Source organism: Pigmentiphaga aceris (genome assembly GCF_008119665.1).
GTDB lineage: Bacteria > Pseudomonadota > Gammaproteobacteria > Burkholderiales > Burkholderiaceae_B > Pigmentiphaga > Pigmentiphaga aceris.
The window spans coordinates 3,004,336-3,028,268 of sequence record NZ_CP043046.1 but is presented as its reverse complement, the minus strand read 5'-3'; the positions used below and the strand labels follow the sequence as shown (position 1 = coordinate 3,028,268).

Genomic DNA, 23,933 nt, shown 5'->3' with positions numbered 1-23,933 from the left:
CAGTGGATGGAACTACCGACACGGACTGAGCGCCTTGCGCTGCACCGTTCGACTAGCGGATCTTTTTTACTGCTTGCGGACACTTTCCCGACAACTGGATTACAGCATCCGCAGCCCTCGAAAAAATCGCATATTGATACTTCCACAGCACAGAAAGCGCCGTTTTCGGGTCGATCACAAGCACACCTTGCTGTGTGCCGCAGACTAGGGCGGCGCGCGCACCGATTGTGCGCGAGATGCGCCAGTTCGGCGCGGCGATAGGATCGTCCTAGCCAAGCATGGATATCCGATGCAAAGTCATCGGATCGATTGCTTACCAGATTGACTGCTTACTATTAGGAGCTTCCTGTGACTGACCCCGTCGCCACCACCAGCCTGGATTACCGCGCAATGTCTGCAGACGACATGCCGGCCGCACATCAATTGACCCAGGTACTCAAATGGCCGCATCGCCTGGAAGATTGGCAGTCGGTCCAGCGTATCGGCAACGGCGTGGTGGCCACTGATGGGCAAGCCGTGTTGGGCACCGCCATGTACTGGAACTACGGCGACGACTACGCATCGATCGGCCTGGTGATCGTATCGCCCGACCGTCAGGGTGCCGGCATCGGCCGCGAATTGATGACGCGTGTGCTTGATGCAGCCCGAGGTCGCAACCTGATGCTGAACGCTACCGTAGCCGGCAAGCCGCTATATGAGAAGCTCGGCTTCGTCGCAACCGGCATGATCTTCCAGCACCAAGGCACCGTGTTCCAGCCGCCGCTGGTGTCTTTGCCCGCAGGCGAACGACTGCGCCCCGTGGTGCCCAGTGACGGCCCCAAGATTGCCGAACTGGCCTCGCGCGCAAGCGGTGTCAACCGCTCGACCGTGATTGCCGAAGTGCTGGAACAAGGTGAAGGCGTCGCCATCGACCGTGACGGCGAGCTGATCGGCTTTGCGATTGCGCGCCGCTTTGGCCGTGGCTACACCATCGGCCCGGTCGTCGCACCGGACACTGAGCGCGCCAAGGCATTGATCAGCCATTGGATTGCGGCGCATAGCGGCATGTTCATGCGCATCGACATTCCCGACGGCACCGGGCTTGCACCGTGGCTGACTGAACTGGGCCTGGTCCAGGTGGACACGGGCGTTACCATGGTGAAAGGCACGCCGCCGAAAGCAGATCCGCAAGCGCGGCTGTTCTCCTTGGTCAGCCAGGCACTGCACTGATCTGCGTGCTGGACAGGTCGTCCGGCATCCGCACGCTTTCGCATCCTGAATTAGTAGCCTTCAACCAGTAGCCCCATCCATTAGCAGCCCATGAGCTTCCTGTACAAATCCGAACCCGCACGCGGGGCCGTCTGGGCAAAGCGTTTTGCCGAAGTCGCGCCTGACATCCCCTTCCACATCTGGCCCGAAACCGGCGACCCGCTGGCCGTGCGCTACCTGGCCGCCTGGCAACCGCCAGAAAAGCTGATGGAAACCTTTCCGAACCTGGAACTGGTCTTCTGCGTCGCGGCAGGCATTGACAACTTCGACCTGTCCGGCATTCCGCTGAGCATTCCGGTCGTGCGCATGATCGAGCCCGGCCTGGCAGCCGGCATGACCGAATACATCATGCTGACGGTATTGGCAGCGCACCGCGATTGGCTGCAATACATCGACCAACAACGCAGCCAGGTGTGGAAAGACGTTCCGGCACAGCTGGCGTCGTCACGTCGCGTTGGCATTCTTGGCATGGGCGCGCTGGGCAAACCGGCCGCCCAGGCGCTGGCCAACATCGGCTTCCAGGTCGCAGGCTGGAGCCGTTCTGGCCACGATGTCGACGGCATCGAATCCTTTGCTGGCGAAGAACAACTGCCGGCCTTCCTGGCCCGCTGCGACATCCTCGTCTGCCTGCTGCCCTTGACCGATGCCACGCGCGGCATTCTGAACCGCAAGCTGTTCGATACGCTGCCCAAAGGAGCAATCCTGATCAATGCGGGCCGTGGCGCGCACCTGGTCGAGGACGATCTGTTGTCAGCGCTTGATGATGGTCAACTGGGCGGTGCGATTTTGGACGTGACGCTGGTCGAACCCCTGCCCGCCGATGCACCGCTGTGGAAGCATCCGCGTGTGCTGATCACACCGCATGTGGCGAGCCGTTCGCAGGCAGAAACGTCTATTGATGTGCTGATGAACAACCTGCAACGCTTCAAGCGTGGCGAGCCGATGGTCGGTGAGATCGATCGGACGTTGGGGTATTGATTGGTTGACGGGCGTCGGTATTGGCTGACGTATCGCTTTGGCACGTCATTCTTGAACATCGGAAGCGCCCAACGCCCAATCAGTCAAAATCTGGTCGATAGCAATCGGGCCAACCAGATCAGTCGAGCCGGCCGCCCCGCATTTCCGGGCGATTCGGCTCGGCCGTCCCTGATGGCAGGTGTTCCGCGAAATACTCCTGCAAAAACTCCACGCATACCCGCACTTTGGCCGACGAGGCCAAGCGGGATGGGTGCACGGCCCAGATATTGGCTTCTTGAACCACGTCAGGCAGCACCTGCACCAAGGCACCCGAGGCCAGCAGTTCCGCCACGTCCCAGCGCGAACGCAGGATCAATCCCCGGCCATCTACCGCCCATTGCACAGCAATTTCCCCGTGGTTCGATGACAGCGGGCCGGTGACTTTCACGGTGTGTTCTTCCCTGCCCTGCAACAGACGCCACACGCCGAAAGGATGGTCACGTTCCTTGATAACCAGGCAATCGTGTTGCGCAAGTTCGGCCACATTGCGGGGCGTGCCACGTCGCGCAAGATAGGCAGGTGCGGCGCACAGCACGCGCTCATTGGACGCCAGACGATGCGCAATCATCTGCGGGGCAATTTCGTCACCCACTCGCACATCCAGATCGAAGCCTTCAGCGGCCACGTCCACCAGCCGGTCAAACACTTCCAGACGCACCTTCAGCGACGGATGGCGCTCGGCCAAACGGCCCATGGCCGGGCCCATGATATTGCGGCCAAAACCGAAGCTGGTACTGATCCGCAGTACGCCGCGCGGTTCCTGACGGGTGGTGGACACCTCCTGCATCAGATGGTCCATGTCGTCCAGAATGCGCTGCGCCCACTTGTAAACACGCTCGCCCTCTTCCGTGACCATGACCCGGCGGGTCGAGCGGTGCAACAGTCGCACCCCCAGCTCATCTTCGAGCATGCGTACACGTTTGCTGACGTAAGCCGCTGATGCGCCCAGTTCGTCGGCAGCAGCCGAGAAGCTGGACTTGCGTGCGACCGACAGAAACACCCGCAAATCGCCAAGCTCAGGAAGATTATTCACGATTCGTTGAATATCAGTTCACAGAAGTAGGGATTCTATCTTGTGCAGATGTATTTAGAATGCGGGCTTCCCGAGGTGAAACGCCTTGGCGGCCCATCACGCTGTGGGTCTGCCAGGCGGTCCCTCAATCGCTGACTTTGCTGCTACGCAGCTTCTTTCCAGGATTTTTCTCATGAGCCAGGTCTATCGCATTGCTGTCATCGCCGGTGACGGCATCGGCAAGGAAGTCATGCCCGAGGGCTTGCGTGTGGTCGACGCTGCCGCCAAGCGCTTCGGCATCGAACTGGCTTACGAGCACATCGAATGGGCGAGCTGCGACTACTACGCCAAGCACGGCAAGATGATGCCGGATGACTGGAAGGCGCAATTGTCGGGCGTGGACGCCATCTTCTTCGGCGCGGTGGGCTGGCCCGACACGGTGCCCGACCACATCTCGCTGTGGGGCTCGCTGTTGAAGTTCCGCCGCGAATTCGACCAGTACATCAACCTGCGCCCGGCGCGCACCTTCGAAGGCGTGCCCGCCACCTTGGCCGACCGTCTGGCCAACAACATCGATTTCTTCATCGTGCGTGAGAACACCGAAGGCGAGTACAGCGCCGTCGGCGGCATCAGCTACGAAGGCACCGAGAACGAAGTCGTCACGCAGACCTCGATCTTCAGCCGTCGCGGCACCGACCGCGTGCTGCGCTACGCTTTCGATCTGGCCCGCAGCCGTGCACGCAAGCATGTCACCGTGGCCACCAAGAGCAACGGCATTTCGATCAGCATGCCCTGGTGGGACGGCCGCGCCGCCACCATCGCCGGCGAGTATCCGGACGTGACCTGGGACAAGCAGCACATCGACATTTTGTGCGCCCGCTTCGTGATGCAGCCCTCGCGTTTCGACGTGGTGGTGGCCTCCAACCTGTTCGGCGACATTTTGTCTGACCTGGGCCCGGCCTGCACCGGCACCATTGGCCTGGCCCCGTCGGCCAACCTGAACCCGGATCGCAAGTTCCCGTCGCTGTTCGAACCGGTGCACGGTTCTGCCCCCGACATCTACGGCAAGAACATCGCCAATCCGATCGCCATGATCTGGTCTGGCGCGATGATGCTGGACTTCCTGACCCACAGCACCGGCGCAGGCCGCGAAGCCCACGACGTCATCGTGAAGGCCATCGAAAAAGTGCTGATCGACGGCCCGCGTACCGGCGACCTGGGCGGCAAGGCATCGACTACCGACATGGGCAAGGCAATCGCCGAGCTGGTTGCGCAAGGCTGATGATGTGTAATGAACACGACGTGCTGCATGCAGGCACGTCGTGTTCACGCTTACGGCCGGACTCAACCGGCCTGCATCTGTTTGAATTGAGTACCTCGCTTGGCCGAGCGCGCGATCGATCTGTCACAGTGACTGTCTGACATCGATATGCAGCGCCGCCCTCCCCGACTTCAAGGATTCTCGACATGACCGTGATCGACCTCAGCGCACAAGCCACCCCGCTGGAACTGGCGCGCCCCGAACTGCTGCGCAGCCAGAACTTCATCGACGGACAGTGGTGCAATGCGCAGGATGGCAAGCGCCATCCGGTCAGCAACCCGGCCACCGGCGAAGTGTTTGCCGACGTGCCTGACAGCAGCGCAGCAGATGCCGCCGATGCGGCCGACGCCGCCTACGCCGCCTTCGAAGGCTGGCGCGCCACGCCCGCCCGTGAGCGTTCCAAGCTGCTGAAGCGCTGGCACGCCCTGGTGTTGGCCAACACCGAAGACCTGGCCCGCATCATGTCGCACGAACAGGGCAAGCCCCTGGCCGAAGCACGCGGCGAAGTGGCTTACGGCGCGTCCTACATCGAATGGTTCGCCGAAGAAGCGGTGCGCACCTACGGCGACATCATCCCCTCGCCCCCGGGCAAGAAAATGATGATGGTCAAGGAACCCGTGGGTGTCGTCGCCGCGATCACCCCCTGGAACTTCCCACTGGCCATGATCGCCCGCAAGATCGCCCCGGCGCTGGCAGTCGGCTGCACCGTGGTCGCCAAGCCCGCCGAAGACACCCCGCTGACCGCGCTGGCGCTGGTCAAGCTGATCGAAGAAGCCGGTTTCCCGGTAGGCGTGGTCAACATCGTCGCCGCATCGCGTGAACACACGCCTGCCACGGTGGACGCCTGGCTGAAAGACGAACGCGTGCGCAAAATCACCTTCACCGGATCGACCGCAGTCGGCAAACACCTGGCTCGGGAATCTGCCTCGACGCTGAAAAAGCTGTCACTGGAACTCGGCGGCAACGCACCCTTCATCGTCTTCGACGACGCTGACGTGGATGCGGCAGTCGCCGGCCTGATGGTCTCGAAATTCCGCAACGGCGGCCAGACCTGCGTCTGCCCGAACCGCGTCTACGTGCAAGCCGGCATCTACCAGCGCTTCTCGGAAAAGCTGGTGGCAGCCGTTGCCGCACTGAAAGTCGGCCCCGCACACGCCGCTGGTGTACAGATCGGCCCGATGATCAACGCCCGCGCCGTCGACAAGATCGCCCGCCACGTGGCTGACGCCGTGAAGCTTGGCGGCAGCGTGCTGACCGGTGGCAAGCGTCTGACCGAAGGCGCGGAAGGTGCGCACTACTTCGCGCCCACTGTGATCGGCGACGCCTCGCCCGCAATGGAACTGGCCGACGAAGAAACTTTCGGCCCGGTCGTGCCCTTGTTCAAATTCGAGACGGAAGACGAGGTTGTACAAGCAGCCAACGACACGCCGTTTGGTTTGGCGGCGTACTTCTTCTCGGAAAACCTGGCGCGCGTGGCCCGCGTGGCAGATCGCCTGCAGACCGGCATCGTTGGCATCAACGAAGGCGCGATCTCCAGCGAGATGGCTCCCTTCGGTGGCGTGAAGGAATCCGGCTATGGCCGTGAAGGTGGCCGTTATGGTCTGGATGACTACATCCAGACGAAGTACCTGTGCCAGGGCAACTTGAAGTAAGCATGCAGACCGGAGGGCGCACGCCGCCCTCCGTGAAGCAAACTGTCTGGACAAGCAACGCGCCAGACACCTTCAAGACAAGGCCTTTTCTCTCAGCGCGGTGATGTCCCGTTTTGGCGCAACGCCAAACATGCGGCTGTATTCGCGACTGAATTGCGATGGACTTTCGTATCCGACTTCGAACGCCGCAGTGGACACGTCACGCTGCTCGTTCAGCATCAGCCGCTTGGCCTCATTGAGGCGCAGCCACTTCTGATACTGAAGTGGACTCATACCCGTCAGTTGTCGAAAGTGCTGGTGAAACGACGGTGCGCTCATCTGCACACGGCTTGCCAATTCGTTCACCCGCAGCGACGAAGCAATGTTCGTCTTCAGCCAGTCAATGGCCTTCCCTATCCTGTGCCCGTGACTATCGGCCGCTGCAACCTGCCGCAGCCGCGCCGTCTGGTCACTCATCAATAGCCTGTAGTGGATTTCGCGCTGAATCAACGGCGCAAGCACCGGGATTGCTTCGGGCTCATCCAGTAGTGCAACCAGACGACTGAACGGTGCCAGCAGCGCATCGGTCACAGTGCCGATCCCAACCCCTGCGCCAGATGCGCGTTCCCTGCGTGGCGGCAAGCTGCCCTGCGCGATCAGCTCAGCCAGTACACGTTGATCCAGCTGAAAAGCCAAGCCCAGACAGGGGCGACGCGTGCTTGCCTCGGTGACTTCAGAGTTAGCGGGCAGGTCGAGTGATGTCACCAGAAATCGCGTGGTGTCGTACCCGTAGCCCTCTCCGCCGATCCACATCTTCTTGGCGCCATCGACCACCAGAACAATGCTGGGAGGAACCATGCAACTGGCGGGCGGAGCGGGTTCATTTCGGCGAAACAGGTCCAGACCCGGGATGGCCGTACCGAAGTCACCGGCTTCCGGAGTACGGCCACCAATGTTGCTGACAAGTGCGCCGAGATAGTCATTCGCGCTCAGCTTGGGAATCTGTTCAGAACTCATTTGGGCTTGCTCTCCTATGGATCGAACTGTAGATGCGCCCGCATGGAAATCCTACCTATTCCAATGCAGTTCATAGGATCAGGCAAATAAACCATAGGAATCCGCTACTGAACTTTGGGTAAGCCCTTCCACAATGCATAACCCAATGTGAAGCGCAAGCGGCTGTTAAGCCGGGCACAACTTAATTCGTACTGATAGGAATCAAGCCATGATTTCAAACCTCTCTCGTCTGAACTTTCTCAAAGTCGGAATCCTTGCCGCCTCCATCGCGATGGTAGGGACGGAGTCCGCAGCAGCACAAAGCACAAATGCTGCGGCAGGATCTGCACAGTCAGTCCAATCCTGGGACAAGACGTTTCCCAAGAGTGACAAGGTCGATCACCAGAAGGTCACCTTCAAGAATCGTTACGGCATCACGCTCGCTGCCGACGTGTATCTGCCAAAGAATCGCGGCAATCAACGCTTGGCAGCCATTGTGGTTGGCGGCCCGTTCGGTGCAGTGAAGGAACAGTCATCGGGCCTGTACGCGCAGACGATGGCTGAACGTGGCTTCGTCACGCTGGCGTTTGATGCGTCCTATACCGGCGAAAGTGGTGGCGAGCCGCGCAACATCGCGTCCCCTGACATCAACACTGAGGATTTCATGGCGGCGGTGGATTTCATCGGCCTGCAGTCCTACGTTGATCGCGAACGTATTGGCGTGATCGGCATCTGCGGCATGGGCGGCATGGCATTGAACGCTGTGGCTGCGGACAAGCGTGTCAAGGCCGTCGCGTCCAGCACCATGTATGACATGGGCCGCGTCATGTCCAAGGGCTACAACGACAGCGTGACCCCCGAGCAGCGTGCGCAAGCACTGGAGCAGATGAGCCGCCAGCGCTGGGAAGACGCTGCAAACGGCAAGCCTGCCTATCAACCGGCCTATAACAAGCTGAAAGGCGGCGAGGCGCAGTTCCTGGTCGAGTATGCCGACTACTACACGACTCCGCGCGGATATCACCCGCGTGCGGTTAATTCGGGCAATTCCTGGTCGGTGACGACGCCGCAGGCTTTCATGAACATGCCGATCCTGACCTATATCGCAGAGATCTCGCCGCGCCCGATTCTGTTCATCCACGGTGAGAAGGCTCACTCGCGCTACTTCTCCGAGACCGCCTATGCGGCTGCCGCGCAACCCAAGGAGCTCCTGATCGTCAAAGACGCGACCCACGTCGATCTTTACGACCGTCTGGACAAGATTCCTTTCGATGCGATGACCGCTTTCTTCACGAAGAACCTGCCACGCTGATCGTCCCCACGGGGTGTCGCCACCTCACCCCGCACGCGTGCACAACGCGGTGCGGGGCACGCATTTCATGTGGAGCATGATGATGAATGACGAAGACAAGAACCTTTCTGACGGCTCAGCAGCGCATGACGCAACGCAGCGCACTCGTCGGAAGATACTGAAGGCAGGAACCACCGTAGCCGCAGGTGCCGTCATTGCCCCGCTGCTGCAAAGCTCGAATGCCGATGCAGCACCGAACACGGATGGCGCTCGAACGCTGATTCTGGCGTCCCATCCGTACCCGGAGCGATCGGTCGTGAACAAAGCGTTATGGGAAGTCGCACAAAAAGCACCCAACGCGTCGTTCCGCAACATGGAGTCGGTCTTCGGGAACAAGCTGAGCAGCTTCGACCGTGCGGCCGAGCGAAAGCGTTACGAGCAGATGGAACGCCTCGTTCTGATCTATCCCACTCACTGGTTCAATCTGACGCCCCTGCTGAAGGCGTATCTGAATGACGTATGGGGAGCAGGTGCCCCGCCTGAACTACGTGGCAAGGAACTGCTCGTCGTCACCACGACTGGTGGCAGCGAACGAGACTACTCCCGCGAAGGCAGCCTTGGCTTCACCATCGAAGAAGTGCTCACGCCTTTGCGAGCCAGCGCGAATTACACCGGCATGAAGTTCGCAAAGCCACTTGTGTTCTTTGGTGCCAGTGGCGATAGCGAGTCTCTTGGACGCTATCAAGAAGCGTTGCGTGCCAGGCTGGCTTGAGGTTCGGGCGGTCTCGCACTCGCTCCTTTACGCAGCCGATATAGATTCCTGCGGCGGCTGGAGCGCGGAATATTCTGGCCAGGAGAAATACCCATGCAAAACTTCGATTTCTACAATCGCACAACGATCGTGTTCGGGCAGAACACGATCAACAAGCTCGCCACGATGGTGCCGCCGCCGAGTACGTCCACGCCGGCAACGATCGGTTTTTACGCCGCCTTGCCCAGATGCTGGTTGAAGAACGACGTCAGCTTGGCCCAGGGAATGATCTCGGTACGGTCGTACAGGTCGATACGATTGGCACCGTTGATGACAACGAGCTCTTTCGGCTCGGCGGCCAGCTTGAACGCGGTCTCGGTGTAGCCACGCGACGGCGCGATCTCACCCACGACAAACAGAATCGGCCTGGGCGAGATGGCGTCGATACCGTTGAACGGGTAGTAGTTCATGAATTTCGCGTAGGTCGAAGGCGTGGTCCGGCGATCGTTGGACGCCACCTTGCCGCGTGCGGTCTGGTAGAAATCGTTGGACTCCGCCGCTTCCAGGAACACCGGATCGTTCTGGCCCGGCCCGTGGATGGGCTTACCAGCCTCGAACTCCTTCCACCGCTTCGCTGCCGCCAATTGCAGGTCCTTGTCGCGGGTTTCTCGCGCACGCTCGCCTTTGATGCCGGTCCGGTAATACTCGCCCATGTCGTACATGCTGACCGTAGCCACAGCCTTGATGCGAGGATCGATCTTCGCGGCAGCCAGCGAGAATCCACCGCTGGCGCAAACGCCGATCACGCCAATGTTGTCCCGGGCCACGAATGCACGGGTTCCCAGGAAATCTACAGCCGCGCTGAAGTTCTCTACATAGACGTCAGGCACTACTGCGCCACGCGGGCTGCCCGCGCTTTGTCCCCAGAATGACTGATCAAACGTCAGGGTGACAAAACCCTGCTCGGCCATCTTGGTGGCGTACAAATTCGCCGCCGCTGCCGAACCGCGCCATAAGGGTGGCCGACGACCAGCGCCGGATGTTTCTTGCTTTGGTCCAGACGCTTGGGGGTGAACAGCGTACCAACCACCTCGAGACCCAGCGCGTTCTTGTAGCGCACCTCCTGGCTGTCGACATCTTTGCTCTGGTAGAAGTTATCCGCGCCGCGCGACATGTCGGGACCGGCTGCGTATGCGACACCGTGTCCTGCCAGCGCAACGGTGGCAATAGCGGCAGCGCTCACCAGGACTTTCCGGCGATCGGGTGAAGACAGCGATTGATCGGAATGGTTGTTTACGTCGGACATGCGTGGCTCCTGTGCTGGGATCAGGTCGCATGTTGACAGGGGAGATTTACTCGGTGAACAGCCCAAATTCGAATGCTGGCATGAGCACTTTTCATGAACTTGGAACAAATAAATGGCTTAGCCTCATGCAGATACAGGTCTCAGCACCGCTACAACCAGGATCTGAGCAAGCCAAAACTGAAAGGGCTGAGCCCGGCGCAATACCGGACCCAGCCCTTGGATAGCCAAGTCAACGTCACCGTTCAACGTGGTGGGATGAGTTCAATGGCTCCTTTTTCAGTCAGCTGAGCAAGGTTTACTGGATCAAGGTTGCCACCAAGTTGATCTCCGGCACACCCTTCAGTGCCTTTGACAGCGGGCAATCCCGCTTGGCACCCTGGGCCAGTTCCTGGAACTTGGCCTCGTCGATACCCGGAACCTTGGCCTGCAATTCGAGTTCGATGCGATCAATCTCCGGGCCTGCGCCATCGACCTTCAGACGCACACGCGCTTTGGTATCCACCACTTCAGTCGCAAAGCCTGCCTTGTCGGCCGCAAACGAAAACGCCATCGTGAAGCAGGCAGCGTGTGCCGCGCCCAGCAATTCTTCAGGATTGGTACCCTTGCGATCATCTTCGAAACGGCTACCAAATCCGTAGGGATAAGCCTTCAGCGCATCGGTTTCGGTGCTGATCTGGCCTACGCCCTTCTTGCCCTGACCTTCCCAATGAACGCTCGCTTTCTTTTCCGGCATGTCGATTCCTTATGATGTGAAAGGGTCTCGCATTGGCATGATGGTGTTCAATGCGTGAAGCCATCAGATATAGCAAGAAAGCCCATTTCACACCGATTCAAAATGCATCTTCCCTCTGTTCCCAGGTTTGTACGCATCACTGCCCTGTCGCTGTTCGCTGCCTTGATTCTTGCCATTGCCGCCCTGCTCTACGACGGCTTGTCCGACGATCTGTCGAAAAGTGACGTAGCCATCGTGCTGGGCTCCAAGGTCGAACTCAACGGCCAGCCGTCGATTCGCCTTGCGGCCAGGCTGGATCGGGCCGTTCAGCTATATCGGGACGGCATCGTGCCGCTGATCATTGTCAGCGGCGGTCCGGGCATTGAGGGCTTTGACGAAGGTGAGGTGATGCGCGACTACTTGGTGTCGAAGTCCGTGCCGGTTGATCGAATTCTGATCGACAGCATCGGTTACAACACCGGCGCGACTGCCCGCAATAGCGCGGCCATCATGCGCGCCAAGGGGCTGACCAGCGCGACGGTGGTCACGCAGTACTTCCACATTTCGCGTACCCGCCTGGCTTTGCGTGCGCAGGGCATTGCACCGATTCGCACGGCACATGCCAAGTTGTTGGAATGGCGGGATGTGTATTCCACGCTGCGGGAAGTCGCAGCGATGGTGACGTATCTGCCGTCGTTTCTAGCAGGTGACGACGCAGCCGACTGAGTGTGTCGGCGGATGGGACTGACTGGTGGACTAAATAGTGGACCGGGTTGATGGCCCGGTCCCTGCCTGGCCGGACCCGTCTTACAGACCCAGATCGCTTAAACCTGGGTGATCGTCGGGGCGACGTCCTTGGGGCCAATGGAACTTGCGATCCGACTCGGCGATCGGCTGGTCGTTGATGCTGGCGAAGCGCGTGTGCATCAAGCCATTTTCATCGAATTCCCAATTTTCATTGCCGTGGCTGCGGAACCAGTTGCCTGAGTCATCGCGCCACTCGTAGGCGAAGCGTACGCCGATGCGTGCGCCGTCGAATGCCCACAGCTCCTTGATCAGCCGGTATTCCAATTCGCGCGTCCACTTGCGCTGCAACAGCTGGCGGGCCGCGTCACGCCCGACCGGAAAGTCGGCACGATTGCGCCAGCGCGTGTCTTCGGTATAGGCCAACACGACGCGGTCAGGGTCGCGTGAGTTCCAGCCGTCTTCGGCCAGGCGTACTTTTTCGATGGCGGTTTCGCGGGTAAACGGCGGGACGGGCAAGCGGGAAGCGTTCACGGTATGACTCCAGGGTGATGGAACAGGACGACCAAATGGGTTGCGAAGATGGGCTGCAATCACGCATCAATGACAGCTGGGAAAGACCAGAAAATTCATCGGACGGATAGCACGCACATGCAAGAAGAAATGCCTGATCAACAAACAGACAGGTCTGTCTTCTTGATAGCTGAATCTTGCACCAGACAGATCTGTCTGTCAAACTTTAATCATGATCACAACAACCTCTACCTCTATCGGCCTATCCCCCCGCGACCGGATTCTGCAAACCGCCCTCGCCTTGTTCTATGCCGAGGGTCTGCGGGTCGGCATTGACCGCATCATTGCCGAAGCCGGAGTCGCCAAAGCGTCGTTCTATCGCCACTTTCCCGCGAAAGACGACTTGGTTCAGGCGTTTTTGGAGGCGCGTCACGAGTACTGGATGGGCTGGTTCGCCAGTCGTGTGGATGCGCTGTGCGCGGAGCGCGCGCCCAGCATGGCGCTGGCTGCCGTTGCCCTAGGCGAGTGGTTTGCCGAACCCAGCTTCCGCGGCTGCGCGTTCATCAATGCAATGGGCGATGGCGGCCTGGCCACAGGCAGCGTTGGCGTGGTTCAGCGGCACAAGGAAGACTTGCAGGCGTATTTGGCGGTGCTGGCCCAGCGCGCGGGTGCAGTCACGCCTGACGAAGCAGCAGAGGAAGCCTTGCTGATCGTAGAAGGTGCCATCGTGCGAGCACACACAACGGGCAACCCAAGCAGCGCAAAGATAGCCGCGCGCATGTTGGCGCGGCTGGATGGGTAGCTTGAGAGGGTAGCTTGGTGGTTTGGCTTAACAGCCAGGCGAAGGTCTTGTCACCAGACACCTGACAGTTGTCTGGCTCAGCAGCGTAGCCGCAAGCCCCGCCTTGCACCTCGGGCGAGTTCGCCCGAGGATTGACGCGTCATTACGTTGGCGAACTTGGTGCGGGAGCTGCTGCCATCGGGGTGGGCACCGCAGCAGGTACACCCAGTGAAGCCGCTGCCAGACGTTCCTGGCTGTCAGTCAGGATCATGGTTTGCGGCGCGCTAAGCGTCATGCCAGCGTCGCGCAGGCGCTTCAAGACCTCAAACAGAATCTGGCTCTTGATGCCATAAGCCACGCGCGGCGAGGCCACGAATCCGCTGGCGTTGAAGATGATGCTGCGTCCGTCGATGCTGTCCAGCTGCACGTTCGGGGCGGGCGTTTCCAGCACGTCGGGATGCTCGATGAACGCGCCCTTGATCAGATCGCGCACCACTTCGGGATCGGTTTCCAGCGGCATCGGTAGCTTGAAGCTGACCAAGCCAATCGGGTTCGTGTGCGTCACGTTACGCACTGTCTTGGTGATGAATTCCGAGTTCGGCACGATCACGGTCGACCGGTCGCCCATCTGAATCTCAGTCGCGCGCACGTTGATGCGGCGAATGTCGCCTTCCACGCCGCCCAGCGCCACCCAATCACCCACCTTCACGGGGCGCTCGGCCAGCAGGATCAGGCCCGAAACGAAGTTCTGCACAACAGCTTGCAGGCCGAAACCGATACCCACGGACAAGGCGCTGGCCACCCATGCCACGCGTTCCAGGCCGATACCCACTGCCGACAGCGCAAACGACACGACCGCGACCAGTCCGGCATATCCGAACAGCGTGGTGGCCGACACGCGCATGCCAGCGTCAAGGCTGGTGGTGGGCAGGTAACGTTCAGTCAGCCAGCGCTTGAGCAGCTTGATGGCCATTACGCCCACGGCCAGCATCAGCAGCGCTTGAAGTACCGAGGCGGGACGAATGCTGATCGCACCCAGCGCAATGCCGTTGTGCAGGAAATCAACACGTTGCAGCAGGTCGCCTGGGCCTTCGCCGAAGGGGGCCAGCAGCAGCATCAAGGCCAGCATGACCAGCAGCATGCGGCCCAGGCCGGACAGCACCACGGCTGCCTGGTCGCGCGCCTTGGGCGACGCCAGCGCAGGTGCCTGGCCGTCTTCGGCTTCGCGCGTGGCGCTGCGCAGGGTCATGAACGCGTCGTCGATGACCACGCCGAACAGGTAGGTCGATGCCAACACCACCAGCGTCCAACCCGCTTGCTTGACCAGGAAACCGCCCAGTGCCACGTAACCTGCCAGCAGGCAGACAAGGCTGACGATCAGCACGCCCCACGCAATCACGGCCAGCGCCGACAACCAGAAGGGCGGCGGCGGTGCGGGATTTTCCGGGTCGACCGACACGTGGCGCTTCAGAATATTGCTGCGCGCCAACGCATACATCAGGATCAGCACTTCGGCCAGGCCGAGCACGCAATTGATGGCCACCGTGGTGGACAGGCTCAGGTTGGCCAGTACGGAAATGCGCTCCACGGTCCAGATCAGGACCATGATGATCGCCATGTTCAGCGGGAACCAGCGCAGCCGGGCTGCCAAGTCGTCAGAGATCGTCGGCAGACGCCAAGAGCTGCGATCCGGCGACAGCAACGAAGAACCCAGGCCAGCCACATAACCGCCGAAGCCCAGTGCGCCGCAAAGGCCGAACAGGAAGGCAGCAGTCGGGTCGCTGAGCGCGGGATTGGCGCGCAGGCCCGCATAGATTAGCAGCGCGACAATTACTGGCGTAATGCTGGACAGCACCACCAGCACCAAGGCATGCAAAGAGCGGCGCAGGCGGCCCGCAGGCACCCTGGTCGCACTCAGTTTCAACATGCGGCTGCCGGCCCATTTGCGCAGCAGCATCAGCGCAGCCATCGCCGCGATCAGCCCGGCCCAGGTTGCACCGCTGGTGCCGCGCACACCCGCCTGAATCTCGGCGCTGATGGCCCGCAGGCGCATCGAGTCGAACGGAAGGTCTTTGCTCAGATCAGACCAGAAACGGCGCGACACGAGTGAATTCGTGCGTTCACCCAGGCGGGCCTGGAAGCCGGCCCGGCGCATGGCCGAGATCTGCGTGGCCGCCTGTTCAGCTTCCACGCTCAGCAGCCTGGCCAGCTTTACCTGGGCGTCCAGGGCTACCCGGTTCTTTTCCAGCTGCTTGCGTTGCTCGGCAACGTCTGCGGCTTCGGGCGCACCCTCAGCGGGTTTGCCAAGTTCCGTCAAACGCGCCGTCACGCTGGTGACCTGGGGTTCAAGCTTGGTGGCCGCATCTTCTGCGGTGGCCTGCACGTCCTGGGCAATGCCGCGCAGGCGGGTCAGCTCGGCGTCACTGACCTCGCCCTTGATGCCCTTTTGTACCGAATCGATCTGTTTGCGGGCATCGTCCAGCACCGAATCCATGGACGGCGGTGTGGCGGCGGCATTGGTCTGCGCGAAGGCAGTGCCGACAGGCAGGCTGATGAATGCCCACAGCATAAGGCACGCCAGCACCACAGCGCGGCGAGACAATGAGTTCAATAAATGGCGATGGATATGCACGGGAAATCGATTGCAGCTAAAGGTGTTCGGGTTAATAGCACAAAGCGGCAACACAAAACATGACGGGATGAAAGCCGCGTGTCATTCGAAATTCAGCCAGGAAACCGCAGCCCCGGCGTGCCGTCCTGCCACTGCGGGTATTTGTCCATAACGGCCAGATAACGCGGTGACTCGACAAATGCGTGCAACCACGCCTGCACTGCCACCCACGGTTGCGCGTCAAACCAGGCAGGATCGGTGGCCGCAAACTGCCTGATGAACGGCAAGATCGCCGCATCGGCTAACGACCAGCGTTCGCCCAGCAAAAAGCGCCCTGCTCCACCCAGGCGCGCATTCAGGGAAGCGATGAACAAGGCCCCCGCCGTGCGATGCGCAAGCGCAAAGCCGTCAAGATCGGCGGCATCTGCTTGCATGGGCACATCGCTGTCGGGCAGCTCTGACACGGACGCCACGTACCGGTTCGGATACTTATAGCGATCCAAATGCCGCTTGAAATCGCCATCGCACTCGGCAATCAGGGCGTCGGTGGTGGCTTCGTCATCAGCAGACGTCGGCAGCCACCCTTCAAGATCCTGCCGGCCCAGCGCCCAACGCATGATCTCCAGACTTTGTTCGATCACCTGCCCATTGGACAGCACCAGTACCGGCACCGTGGCCTTGGGCGATGCGGCGATCAAGCCTGCGGGCTTGTCGCGCAGCACGACTTCCCGCAGTTCGCATTGCTGCCGGCTGGCGACGATCGCCAGCCGGGCACGCATGGCGTAGGGGCAGCGCCGGAAGCTGTAAAGCACCGGCAAGGCATCGGTCACAACGCCTGCCGCAAGCACCTCGCTCATCCGCCAGCCCGTTCCAGCGCGTCGTAGATCTTGCGACCGACCCGGCCATCCACCGGCAAGCCCAGACGCGTCTGCTCGACCTTCACGGCTTCGCGGGTACGCAGACCGGGAATGCCATCGGCGGTGCCGATATCGTGGCCACGTGCAGCCAATCGGGTTTGCAGATCGCGGATCTGGCGACGCGACAGGCCGGGATCGTCGGTCGGCCACGGGGTGGCGATTGCCGGTTCGCCTTGCAGGCGGTTGGTCAGCAGACTGACCGACAGACCGTACTTCTTGGACTGGTTGTAATGCAGGATGGCGTCAAAATTCGCCGTTGCCAGGAATATCGGGCCGCGCGAACCGCTGGGCGCAAACAGGTACGCCGACCGTTCTGCACCTGCCGACTGCAAGGACTGCCCGTCCACACGGGTCACGCCTTGCGCAGCCCACTGGCCCAGTGAGCGGCGGTCGTTGTCAGCCACAATTTCAGCCATCGGGTCTGCCGACATGCCGGCAGACAGCGCAGCAGGCAACTTCACTTCGATCACGGGCGGCACGCCATGCTGCCATTGCGCGCGACGCTTGCGCAGATGGTTTGCGGTGGATGCCAGCGCATCGGGCATGGACGAATACAGGTCGATCTTGCCGTCACCGTCGCCGTCGGCGGCCAGTTCATAGAAGGACGTCGGGATGAACTGCGTCATGCCGAACGCGCCGCTCCAGGAACCGATGAACGATTCTGGCGGCACCACACCGTCACGCAGCAGCTTTACCGATGCGTAGGCGTTGGCCTTCCACAGCGGGTTTTTCTCGGTGCAACCCCGGGTCAGCCAGGCGTTCAGCACGTCGGTCTTGCCGATCTGCGTGCCGAAGTTGGTTTCGATGCCAAAGATCGCCACCAGCGCTTCCGGGTCGACCGAATAATTTTTGCTGACCGTGGCCAGTTGCGGGCCGTACTTCACCAGAATTTCCTGGCCCGCCGCGACACGCTCATCGTCCACCGTCTTGGCAATGTAGTCCCACCAGGTTTCGCGCCCCTCGGGCTGCGCGCGGGCCGACGACACCGTGGTTTCCAGCAACTGTGCGTTGGCGGTCCAGCGGTCGAAGTCGGCCACGGACACGCCTGCGGCTGGCGCGCCGGGTCGCAGGCGAGCCAGGCAGGCGGCGGTATCCAGCGGCGCATCGGCCGAGTTTGTGGCGGCGGGCGTCTGCGCCATTACCGGCGTCATGGCAGCGAATGCGGCAGCTGCAATGCTCAGTCGAAGTGTCAGGCGCACGGCGGCGGTCGAGGGAGAAAGCGGGAAACGAGCGGTCATAGGGGCTTCCATAGAGCGACAAACTCAATGGTAGCGCGACGAACCGACATCACAGGCTGCTATGCTGCGCACGCAAACGCTTGCTTACCAACGTATTTAGGAGCGAGTTTCTTCATGAAGCGCTTGTACATCTATTTTTTCCGCGGCCTGATCACCATTTTGCCGGTGGCGCTGACGGTTTACCTGCTGGCCATCTTCCTGATGTGGACCGAATCCATCGCAATTGCGATGGTTCGCCCCTTCATTGGCGACTTCTACGTGCCCGGCATGGGTCTGGCCCTGGGCATTCTTGGCATTGTCGGCATCGGCTACCTGGTGTCCAAACGCCGCGTACGCCAGGCGCTGTCGATTGCCGAACGCCCTTTCACCAGCATTCCGGTGATCAAAAGCGTCTATTCGTCGCTGAAAAGCTTCGCTGACTATTTCTCGCCGGGAGCCAAACAGGGCCAGGGCCAGCAAGTGGTCATTCTGCGCAAGCCTGGTGACGAGATGGAAATCGTCGGCCTGATCACGCGTCATGGCACCGAAGGCCTTCCGCCAGGCTTCCTGCCGGGCGGCCGCGTGGCGGTGTATCTGCCCATGGGCTACATGATTGGCGGTTACACCGTGTTTGTGCCCACGGAATGGGTGCATCCGATCGACATGTCGGTGGAAGAAGCCATGCGTTCGTCGCTGATTGCGTGGATGGCCAACCGCAATGGCGTGGCCAGCGCGTCGACCAACCCCGATCTGACGCCGGAATCGCCCATTTCCGAGCCTGAAACCGGGCCGCGTTGAGTGAAACGGGCTGCTTAGCCCGAAGTCATGCAATAGCTGAGCTTCGTCAAAAAACGGGGATGCCGTATTACGCGCATCCCCTTTTTACGTCTCAACGCCCTTGCGCATGGTCCCCGTAAAGTGTCATCACCGCGCTGGCGATACGGGCAACAACCTTGTGATCTTCCCGGCGAATTTCGCACTGATAGTGGCTGACCGTTCGCCCGCGATGCTCCGCCCAGGCCCGCGCCCTTAATCGCGATCGCCACACCGGCCGCAGGAAAGTGGCTTTCAGATCAATACTGGTGAAGCTCTGGTCTGCCTGCATCAGCGTGGAATGGGCCGTGCCAATGGCAGCATCGGCCAGTTCACACAACAAACCGCCGTGCACCGTGCCCTGCTGATTGCCGTGACGCCCCGCGTCGGCGTCCAGTTCAAGTTCAGCCGTGGCTTCACCAACGGCAACGATACGAAACCCCAGCAACTGCGAAATGGCAGTGGGATAGCGCAGGTGGGTCGCGGCGTCTTCCGCAAGCGTCCCCGCTAACTGGGCTTGCAGATAGGCCAGTACCGGCAACGAAGAAACGGGGTGATGCATGTGAACTCCCGGTGGGATTGATGCCACCAAGTCTGATCGCATAGACTAGGACAATCAAAAAATTGTCCTAGTGACACCGATGCCCAGCACATCCGTCGCTTATGTAGTCGATCAATTGGCTGCCGATATTCAAGGCGGAAAGCTTGCGCCCGGTACGGCGCTGCCTACGCATCGGCAGTTGGCGGCGATCCACGGCATGGCCATTGCCTCGGCCAGCAAGGTATACGCGCAGTTGAAGGCGATGGGGATGGTGGTGGGCGAAACCGGGCGCGGCACCTTTGTGCGCGACCGGCCTGCGCAGCGGGAATGGGACAGCAGCGACGAAGCGCGGCTGAACGCCAACACCACAGACCTGTCTTTCAATCATCCCACCTGGCCCGGACAGGCAGACTTGCTGCGAACCATGTTGCGAAACTTGGCGGCATCGGGTGACCTGGCCACGCTGATGCGTCAGCAGCCCCCTGGCGGACGCCGCCACGAACGGCAGATCGTGGCTGATTTTCTGACATCCCAACGTGGCATTGACGCGGACGAGCGCCACGTCTTTCTGGTCAATGGCGCACAACAGGGCTTGGACATCGTCGCCCGCGCCTTGCTTGAACCGCATGACAAGGTCGCCGTAGACGCCCTGACCTACCCCGGCTTTCGGATGCTGGCCGAACACCTGCGCCTGCACTTGCAGCCGATACCCGGTCACCCCGATGGCCCTGATCTCAACGCGCTGGAGAACATCTGCCGTCAGCACCGGATACGCGCCATCTACACCATGCCCACCCTGCAGAATCCGCTGGGTTGGGTGTTGAGCACCGAACAACGGCAACGCCTGGTAGGCATTGCCCGCCAACATGACTGCCTGCTGATCGAAGACGCGTCCTACGCTTTCCTGGTCGACCCGGCACCGCCCGCGTTGGCCACGCTTGCGCCTGAACGCACGGTCTACGTGTCCAGCCTGTCGAAAAGCTTGGCCAGCGGCCTGCGTTTCGGCTTTGTCGTGGCACCCGACGCGTGTGCGGGTCGAATCAAGTCGGCAATCCGCGCCAGCTACTGGAGCATGCCCAGTCTGTTAACCGCGATGGCCACACGCTGGATTGCAGATGGCACCGTGGCCCGCCAGGAAGCCATGTTGCGCCAGGATGCCTTCGACAGACAGGCAATCGCCCGCGAGGTGCTGGCGGGCATGGACATCATTACCCATCCGGCATCGATGTTCTTGTGGATGAACTTGCCCGAAGATCTGCGCATGGACCGCATCGCCACGGCCTTGGCTAGGCGCGGCATTGCCGTGTCGAAGGCGCAGGCCTATGCAACGACCCGGCACGCGCCCCATGCGTTGCGGCTGGGCCTGAGTTCGCTGCCGACTGCGCAACTCAGGTCGGTACTGATGCAGGTACGAGACACCATCGACCGTTTCCCGATCTAGTTGTGTGCTTTTCAACGGTGTCAGCCCAGGCACAACGGAGTAGCATCCGGCATCCACCCTTACGCCGCATTTATCACCGCATTTATCACCACAAGCGCGTGCAGAACGCAGGAGATTCCCTGTTGCTTCAAAAGACCATTAAACGCGATCTGCTGGTGCTATGGATTTCAATCGCCTTCGTGGCGCTGCTGCTGACCTGGCTGATGCTGCAATTGAGCCAACAAGGGGCGGCAGCACAGATCGAAAACGCCCGTCAGCAGGCGGCGGTCAGTTGCGAGACGATCCGCGTCGGTGCCGCACGCGTACGCGCCGCGACCGCGCCCGGTTATGGCGCGGCCGGGGAGGTTCCCCCATCGGCAGCACAGGCGGTGATCGACCTTGCGCTGCGCGATCAAGCCGGGGTGGAAGGCGGTATCTGGCGAGCCGATCAGGGCGTAGTTGCCTATGCTTTCCCTACCTATGACGGCAGTGGCATCAAACGCGACCCGCCTGCCGCCGAACTTGACCGCATCGGTGCGACTGCACAGCGCGCGCAGGCCGCTGCGAGCCTGACCATTGATGTGCGCCCCGGCTTGCGCGAAGCGGTGGTGTTTGCGGCCTGCCCCGTGGATACGGGCGCAACGATCGCGACCCGGGCCGCATTGCCCGATGCTGCAACTGACAAGACGGCACTGATTGCCTGGACCTTGCAACGTGTCTCGGTGATCCGCGCTGAAGTCGTGAACCAGCTGACCACCGCCATGACGCTGTTGCTGGGCTCAGTGATCGTGTCGGGTGCCTGGCTGGGCTGGACGCTGGCGCGCTGGCGACGGCATGCTGCGCAGTTGTCGGGCAAGTTGGCACAGTCTGAACGGCTGGCTACGCTTGGCCGCATCTCGGCAGGCTTGGCTCACGAGATACGCAACCCGCTGGCCACCATGCGCATGAAGGCAGAAAACGCACTGGCAGCGCCGCTTGAAGTACGGGATAAGCGGGTGGCCAGTGCCCTGGAATCGGTGCTGTCCCAGACGGAACGGCTGGAGGGCCTGGTGTCCAGCTTGCTGGCGCTGACCCAACCTTTCCGCGTGGACCGCAAGCCGCTCGATCTGCGTCTGTGGTTGGCAGAACGTGTGCAGATCCATGCCGACGCAGCGGTCAAACATGGCATCAGCATGGTGCTGAAGATCGACGAAGAAACGGCGGTACATGCACAGCCACTTGCCCTGCTCGACCCGCTGCAGATGGACCGCGCGCTGGATAACCTGTTGCTGAACGCGCTGGCACACACGCCGTACGGTGGCACGATAGAAATCGGTGCACGGCGCACGGCCAATGGCGCACTGCTGCTGTGGGTGGCCGACGACGGCGTGGGCATCCCCGAGGCCCTGCGCGAAAACCTGTTCGAGCCGTTCACTACGGCACGTGCAGGCGGCACCGGGCTGGGCTTGGCCCTGGTGCGGGAGATCGTGCAGGCGCATGGCGGCCGTGTGAGCCTGGCCGACACATCGCGGGCAACAAACGCGGACACGGATGAATTTTTGGCTGATCCGCCCTTGGGTGAAGCAACCAAGGCCAGCAAATCATCAGGAACCCGAATCGATATGGAATTCCCGTGGCCAGCATCCTGATCATTGATGATGACGCCGCGTTTCGTGGCGGCTTGGCCGACATGCTGCACGACTTGAACCATGTCGTGCTGGAAGCAGACAGCACGCCGGCCGGGCTGCACCTGCTTGGCACACAAGCCGTCGATGTGGCCATCGTCGATCTGCGCATGCCCGGCGAAGACGGTCTGGCCTTCCTGCGGCAAGCGTCAACGGTGTCGCCGGTTCCATGCATCATGCTGACCGCCTACGCCAGCGGCGGCAACACCATCGAGGCCATGCGCCTGGGTGCGTTCGATCACCTGACCAAACCCGTGGCCAGAGCCACCTTGCTGGAAACCTTGGCGCGCGCGCTGCAACAGCGGTCGATTTCTCAGGCAGAAAAAGACCCTGCCGCGGGTCATGACGCCCACAATGCGCCCGCCGACCCCCATGAGCTGGTCAGCAGCAGCGAGGCCATGCGCCAGGTGTTCAAGCGCATCGGCCTTGCCGCGGGCAGCGAAGCAACGGTGCTGGTATTGGGTGAAACCGGTACCGGCAAAGAGTTGGTAGCGCGCGCCCTGCATCGCAACAGCCCCCGGGCGGACAAGCCCTTTGTGGCAGTCAATTGCGCCGCCATTCCTTCAGAGCTGATGGAAAGCGAGCTTTTCGGTCACGTCAAAGGTGCATTCACCGGGGCACTGGGCGAGCGCATCGGGCGCTTCCGCGAGGCCCAAGGTGGCACCTTGTTCCTGGACGAAATCGGCGACATGCCCCTGCCCACCCAGGCCAAGATTCTGCGTGTGCTGCAAGAACGTGAGTTGACGCCGGTTGGTGCGAGCCAGGTGGTATCCGTCGATGTGCGCATCGTCGCAGCCACCCACCACGACCTGCCCGCTGCGGTGAAGGAAGGTCGCTTCAGAGAAGACCTCTGGTATCGCCTTCAAGTCGTGCCCGTGGTCTTGCCCCCACTACGCGACCGACTTGGCGATGTGCTGCAACTGGCCGAACACTTTCTGCGTCTGATCGGCGGCGACGTACCCAAACGCTTGACGCCTGCCGCCGCACGTTTGCTGGTGGGCCACACGTGGCCCGGCAATGTCCGCGAATTGCGCAATGCCATGGAACGCGCGGCGATTTTGAGCCAGGGCCAGATCATTGACGTAGAAAATATCGACTTGCAGACCAATGCGGCGGCTGTTGCCCAACCCGATATCAACTGGGACGGCAGCATGGCTGTAGCCGTGGCCTATGTCGAACGGGAGATGATCGTACGTGCCCTGGCGTCTGCCACCGGCAACCGTGCCGACGCCGCCCGCAGGCTGGGGCTGTCGCGTCAGCAGCTGTATCGGAAGCTGGCGGAGTTTGGGCTGGAGTGACGCCGGGCTTGATGGACTTCCGATGTGATGGCTGTTAACGCATGACCCGCCTGAATCTGCCGCGTCCCGCGCTACGGCAAATCGACATCCAATCCAGGGTCAATCACGCACACTGTCCGATCTCGTGACACT

At 61.2% G+C, this 23,933-nt stretch carries 22 protein-coding genes; 12 read left to right on the top strand and 10 right to left on the bottom strand.

Annotated features, from left to right (window positions below):
* The first annotated feature begins 348 nt into the window (after positions 1-348).
* Entirely contained in the window at positions 349-1,209 is an 861-nt protein-coding gene (locus tag FXN63_RS13190; RefSeq protein WP_246165134.1) for a GNAT family N-acetyltransferase, read from the top strand.
* Positions 1,210-1,299: 90 nt separating this feature from the next.
* Positions 1,300-2,226 carry a 2-hydroxyacid dehydrogenase gene (locus FXN63_RS13185; RefSeq protein ID WP_148815518.1) on the top strand — a complete coding sequence of 309 codons (927 nt, stop codon included), beginning with the start codon at positions 1,300-1,302 and terminating at the stop codon, positions 2,224-2,226.
* Positions 2,227-2,344: 118 nt separating this feature from the next.
* Here FXN63_RS13185 and FXN63_RS13180 read toward each other — a convergent pair whose 3' ends face one another.
* A complete protein-coding gene (locus tag FXN63_RS13180) occupies positions 2,345-3,298 on the bottom strand; it encodes a LysR substrate-binding domain-containing protein (RefSeq protein WP_187395191.1) in 954 nt (317 codons plus the stop codon).
* A 172-nt stretch (positions 3,299-3,470) separates the two neighbouring features.
* On the opposite strand from FXN63_RS13180, the gene FXN63_RS13175 reads away from it, so the two are divergent.
* Complete coding sequence (locus FXN63_RS13175; RefSeq protein ID WP_148815516.1) at positions 3,471-4,559, top strand: tartrate dehydrogenase; 1,089 nt, start codon at positions 3,471-3,473, stop codon at positions 4,557-4,559.
* Between the two features lie 185 nt (positions 4,560-4,744).
* Positions 4,745-6,250 carry an NAD-dependent succinate-semialdehyde dehydrogenase gene (locus FXN63_RS13170; RefSeq protein WP_148815514.1) on the top strand — a complete coding sequence of 502 codons (1,506 nt, stop codon included), beginning with the start codon at positions 4,745-4,747 and terminating at the stop codon, positions 6,248-6,250.
* Positions 6,251-6,322: 72 nt separating this feature from the next.
* Here FXN63_RS13170 and FXN63_RS13165 read toward each other — a convergent pair whose 3' ends face one another.
* Entirely contained in the window at positions 6,323-7,246 is a 924-nt protein-coding gene (locus FXN63_RS13165) for an AraC family transcriptional regulator (RefSeq protein ID WP_148815512.1), read from the bottom strand.
* 208 nt (positions 7,247-7,454) lie between these two features.
* Between FXN63_RS13165 and FXN63_RS13160 the strand changes: the two genes are divergently transcribed.
* Positions 7,455-8,534, top strand: coding sequence for an alpha/beta hydrolase (locus tag FXN63_RS13160; protein ID WP_148815510.1), 1,080 nt, complete (start codon positions 7,455-7,457; stop codon positions 8,532-8,534).
* An 82-nt stretch (positions 8,535-8,616) separates the two neighbouring features.
* On the top strand, positions 8,617-9,285 hold the full coding sequence (locus FXN63_RS13155) for an NAD(P)H-dependent oxidoreductase (RefSeq protein WP_148819289.1): 669 nt from the start codon (positions 8,617-8,619) through the stop codon (positions 9,283-9,285).
* A gap of 209 nt (positions 9,286-9,494) precedes the next feature.
* On the opposite strand, the gene FXN63_RS13150 is transcribed toward FXN63_RS13155, so the two are convergent.
* The 3 genes from FXN63_RS13150 to FXN63_RS13145 form a co-directional block, all read right to left on the bottom strand.
* Positions 9,495-10,250, bottom strand: a complete 756-nt coding sequence (locus FXN63_RS13150) for an alpha/beta hydrolase (RefSeq protein ID WP_246165133.1) — start codon at positions 10,248-10,250, stop codon at positions 9,495-9,497.
* Positions 10,208-10,570 carry an alpha/beta hydrolase gene (locus tag FXN63_RS27070; RefSeq protein ID WP_246165132.1) on the bottom strand — a complete coding sequence of 121 codons (363 nt, stop codon included), beginning with the start codon at positions 10,568-10,570 and terminating at the stop codon, positions 10,208-10,210. The genes FXN63_RS13150 and FXN63_RS27070 overlap by 43 nt, the downstream gene beginning before the upstream one ends.
* 295 nt (positions 10,571-10,865) lie before the next feature.
* Positions 10,866-11,303, bottom strand: coding sequence for an OsmC family protein (locus FXN63_RS13145; RefSeq protein WP_148815508.1), 438 nt, complete (start codon positions 11,301-11,303; stop codon positions 10,866-10,868).
* A gap of 102 nt (positions 11,304-11,405) precedes the next feature.
* Between FXN63_RS13145 and FXN63_RS13140 the strand changes: the two genes are divergently transcribed.
* Complete coding sequence (locus FXN63_RS13140; protein WP_148815506.1) at positions 11,406-12,008, top strand: YdcF family protein; 603 nt, start codon at positions 11,406-11,408, stop codon at positions 12,006-12,008.
* An 81-nt stretch (positions 12,009-12,089) separates the two neighbouring features.
* Here the strand turns inward: FXN63_RS13140 and FXN63_RS13135 are convergent, their stop codons facing one another.
* Positions 12,090-12,560: a nuclear transport factor 2 family protein gene (locus tag FXN63_RS13135; protein WP_148815504.1), complete on the bottom strand. Its 471-nt coding sequence runs from the start codon at positions 12,558-12,560 to the stop codon at positions 12,090-12,092.
* A 211-nt stretch (positions 12,561-12,771) separates the two neighbouring features.
* Between FXN63_RS13135 and FXN63_RS13130 the strand changes: the two genes are divergently transcribed.
* Positions 12,772-13,341 (top strand): TetR/AcrR family transcriptional regulator, encoded by a 570-nt coding sequence (locus tag FXN63_RS13130; protein ID WP_148815502.1) that lies wholly within the window; start codon positions 12,772-12,774, stop codon positions 13,339-13,341.
* Positions 13,342-13,483: 142 nt separating this feature from the next.
* Here FXN63_RS13130 and FXN63_RS13125 read toward each other — a convergent pair whose 3' ends face one another.
* The 3 genes from FXN63_RS13125 to FXN63_RS13115 all read right to left on the bottom strand — a co-directional run bounded on the left by FXN63_RS13125 (position 13,484) and on the right by FXN63_RS13115 (position 18,086).
* Positions 13,484-15,889 (bottom strand): DUF3772 domain-containing protein, encoded by a 2,406-nt coding sequence (locus FXN63_RS13125; RefSeq protein ID WP_148815500.1) that lies wholly within the window; start codon positions 15,887-15,889, stop codon positions 13,484-13,486.
* A gap of 155 nt (positions 15,890-16,044) precedes the next feature.
* A complete protein-coding gene (locus FXN63_RS13120; protein WP_148815498.1) occupies positions 16,045-16,788 on the bottom strand; it encodes a glutathione S-transferase in 744 nt (247 codons plus the stop codon).
* A complete protein-coding gene (locus FXN63_RS13115; RefSeq protein ID WP_246165131.1) occupies positions 16,785-18,086 on the bottom strand; it encodes a lytic murein transglycosylase in 1,302 nt (433 codons plus the stop codon). Before FXN63_RS13115 ends, FXN63_RS13120 begins: the two co-directional genes overlap by 4 nt.
* Before the next feature lie 114 nt (positions 18,087-18,200).
* Here FXN63_RS13115 and FXN63_RS13110 point away from each other — a divergent pair, with 114 nt between their 5' ends.
* Positions 18,201-18,863 (top strand): DUF502 domain-containing protein, encoded by a 663-nt coding sequence (locus FXN63_RS13110; RefSeq protein WP_148815494.1) that lies wholly within the window; start codon positions 18,201-18,203, stop codon positions 18,861-18,863.
* A gap of 91 nt (positions 18,864-18,954) precedes the next feature.
* Here the strand turns inward: FXN63_RS13110 and FXN63_RS13105 are convergent, their stop codons facing one another.
* A complete protein-coding gene (locus FXN63_RS13105; protein WP_148815492.1) occupies positions 18,955-19,440 on the bottom strand; it encodes a PaaI family thioesterase in 486 nt (161 codons plus the stop codon).
* 79 nt (positions 19,441-19,519) lie between these two features.
* Between FXN63_RS13105 and FXN63_RS13100 the strand changes: the two genes are divergently transcribed.
* From FXN63_RS13100 to FXN63_RS13090, 3 genes are all read left to right on the top strand, one after another.
* Positions 19,520-20,860, top strand: a complete 1,341-nt coding sequence (locus FXN63_RS13100) for an aminotransferase-like domain-containing protein (RefSeq protein ID WP_148815490.1) — start codon at positions 19,520-19,522, stop codon at positions 20,858-20,860.
* Positions 20,861-20,982: 122 nt separating this feature from the next.
* The gene (locus tag FXN63_RS13095; protein ID WP_246165130.1) at positions 20,983-22,467 is read left to right on the top strand and encodes a sensor histidine kinase; all 1,485 of its coding nucleotides are present in this window, start codon (positions 20,983-20,985) and stop codon (positions 22,465-22,467) included.
* The gene (locus FXN63_RS13090; protein WP_148815488.1) at positions 22,452-23,801 is read left to right on the top strand and encodes a sigma-54-dependent transcriptional regulator; all 1,350 of its coding nucleotides are present in this window, start codon (positions 22,452-22,454) and stop codon (positions 23,799-23,801) included. The genes FXN63_RS13095 and FXN63_RS13090 overlap by 16 nt, the downstream gene beginning before the upstream one ends.
* The last annotated feature ends 132 nt before the right edge of the window (positions 23,802-23,933 follow it).

Coding starts and splice junctions, on each gene's coding strand:
- FXN63_RS13145 (WP_148815508.1), bottom strand. CDS start 11,303: ATGCCGGAAAAGAAAGCGAGCGTTCATTGGGAAGGTCAGGGCAAGAAG.
- FXN63_RS13175 (WP_148815516.1), top strand. CDS start 3,471: ATGAGCCAGGTCTATCGCATTGCTGTCATCGCCGGTGACGGCATCGGC.
- FXN63_RS13105 (WP_148815492.1), bottom strand. CDS start 19,440: ATGCATCACCCCGTTTCTTCGTTGCCGGTACTGGCCTATCTGCAAGCC.
- FXN63_RS13120 (WP_148815498.1), bottom strand. CDS start 16,788: ATGAGCGAGGTGCTTGCGGCAGGCGTTGTGACCGATGCCTTGCCGGTG.
- FXN63_RS13165 (WP_148815512.1), bottom strand. CDS start 7,246: ATGAGTTCTGAACAGATTCCCAAGCTGAGCGCGAATGACTATCTCGGC.
- FXN63_RS13155 (WP_148819289.1), top strand. CDS start 8,617: ATGAATGACGAAGACAAGAACCTTTCTGACGGCTCAGCAGCGCATGAC.
- FXN63_RS13100 (WP_148815490.1), top strand. CDS start 19,520: ATGCCCAGCACATCCGTCGCTTATGTAGTCGATCAATTGGCTGCCGAT.
- FXN63_RS13110 (WP_148815494.1), top strand. CDS start 18,201: ATGAAGCGCTTGTACATCTATTTTTTCCGCGGCCTGATCACCATTTTG.
- FXN63_RS13185 (WP_148815518.1), top strand. CDS start 1,300: ATGAGCTTCCTGTACAAATCCGAACCCGCACGCGGGGCCGTCTGGGCA.
- FXN63_RS13170 (WP_148815514.1), top strand. CDS start 4,745: ATGACCGTGATCGACCTCAGCGCACAAGCCACCCCGCTGGAACTGGCG.
- FXN63_RS27070 (WP_246165132.1), bottom strand. CDS start 10,570: ATGTCCGACGTAAACAACCATTCCGATCAATCGCTGTCTTCACCCGAT.
- FXN63_RS13130 (WP_148815502.1), top strand. CDS start 12,772: ATGATCACAACAACCTCTACCTCTATCGGCCTATCCCCCCGCGACCGG.
- FXN63_RS13125 (WP_148815500.1), bottom strand. CDS start 15,889: ATGCTGTGGGCATTCATCAGCCTGCCTGTCGGCACTGCCTTCGCGCAG.
- FXN63_RS13140 (WP_148815506.1), top strand. CDS start 11,406: ATGCATCTTCCCTCTGTTCCCAGGTTTGTACGCATCACTGCCCTGTCG.
- FXN63_RS13160 (WP_148815510.1), top strand. CDS start 7,455: ATGATTTCAAACCTCTCTCGTCTGAACTTTCTCAAAGTCGGAATCCTT.
- FXN63_RS13115 (WP_246165131.1), bottom strand. CDS start 18,086: ATGACCGCTCGTTTCCCGCTTTCTCCCTCGACCGCCGCCGTGCGCCTG.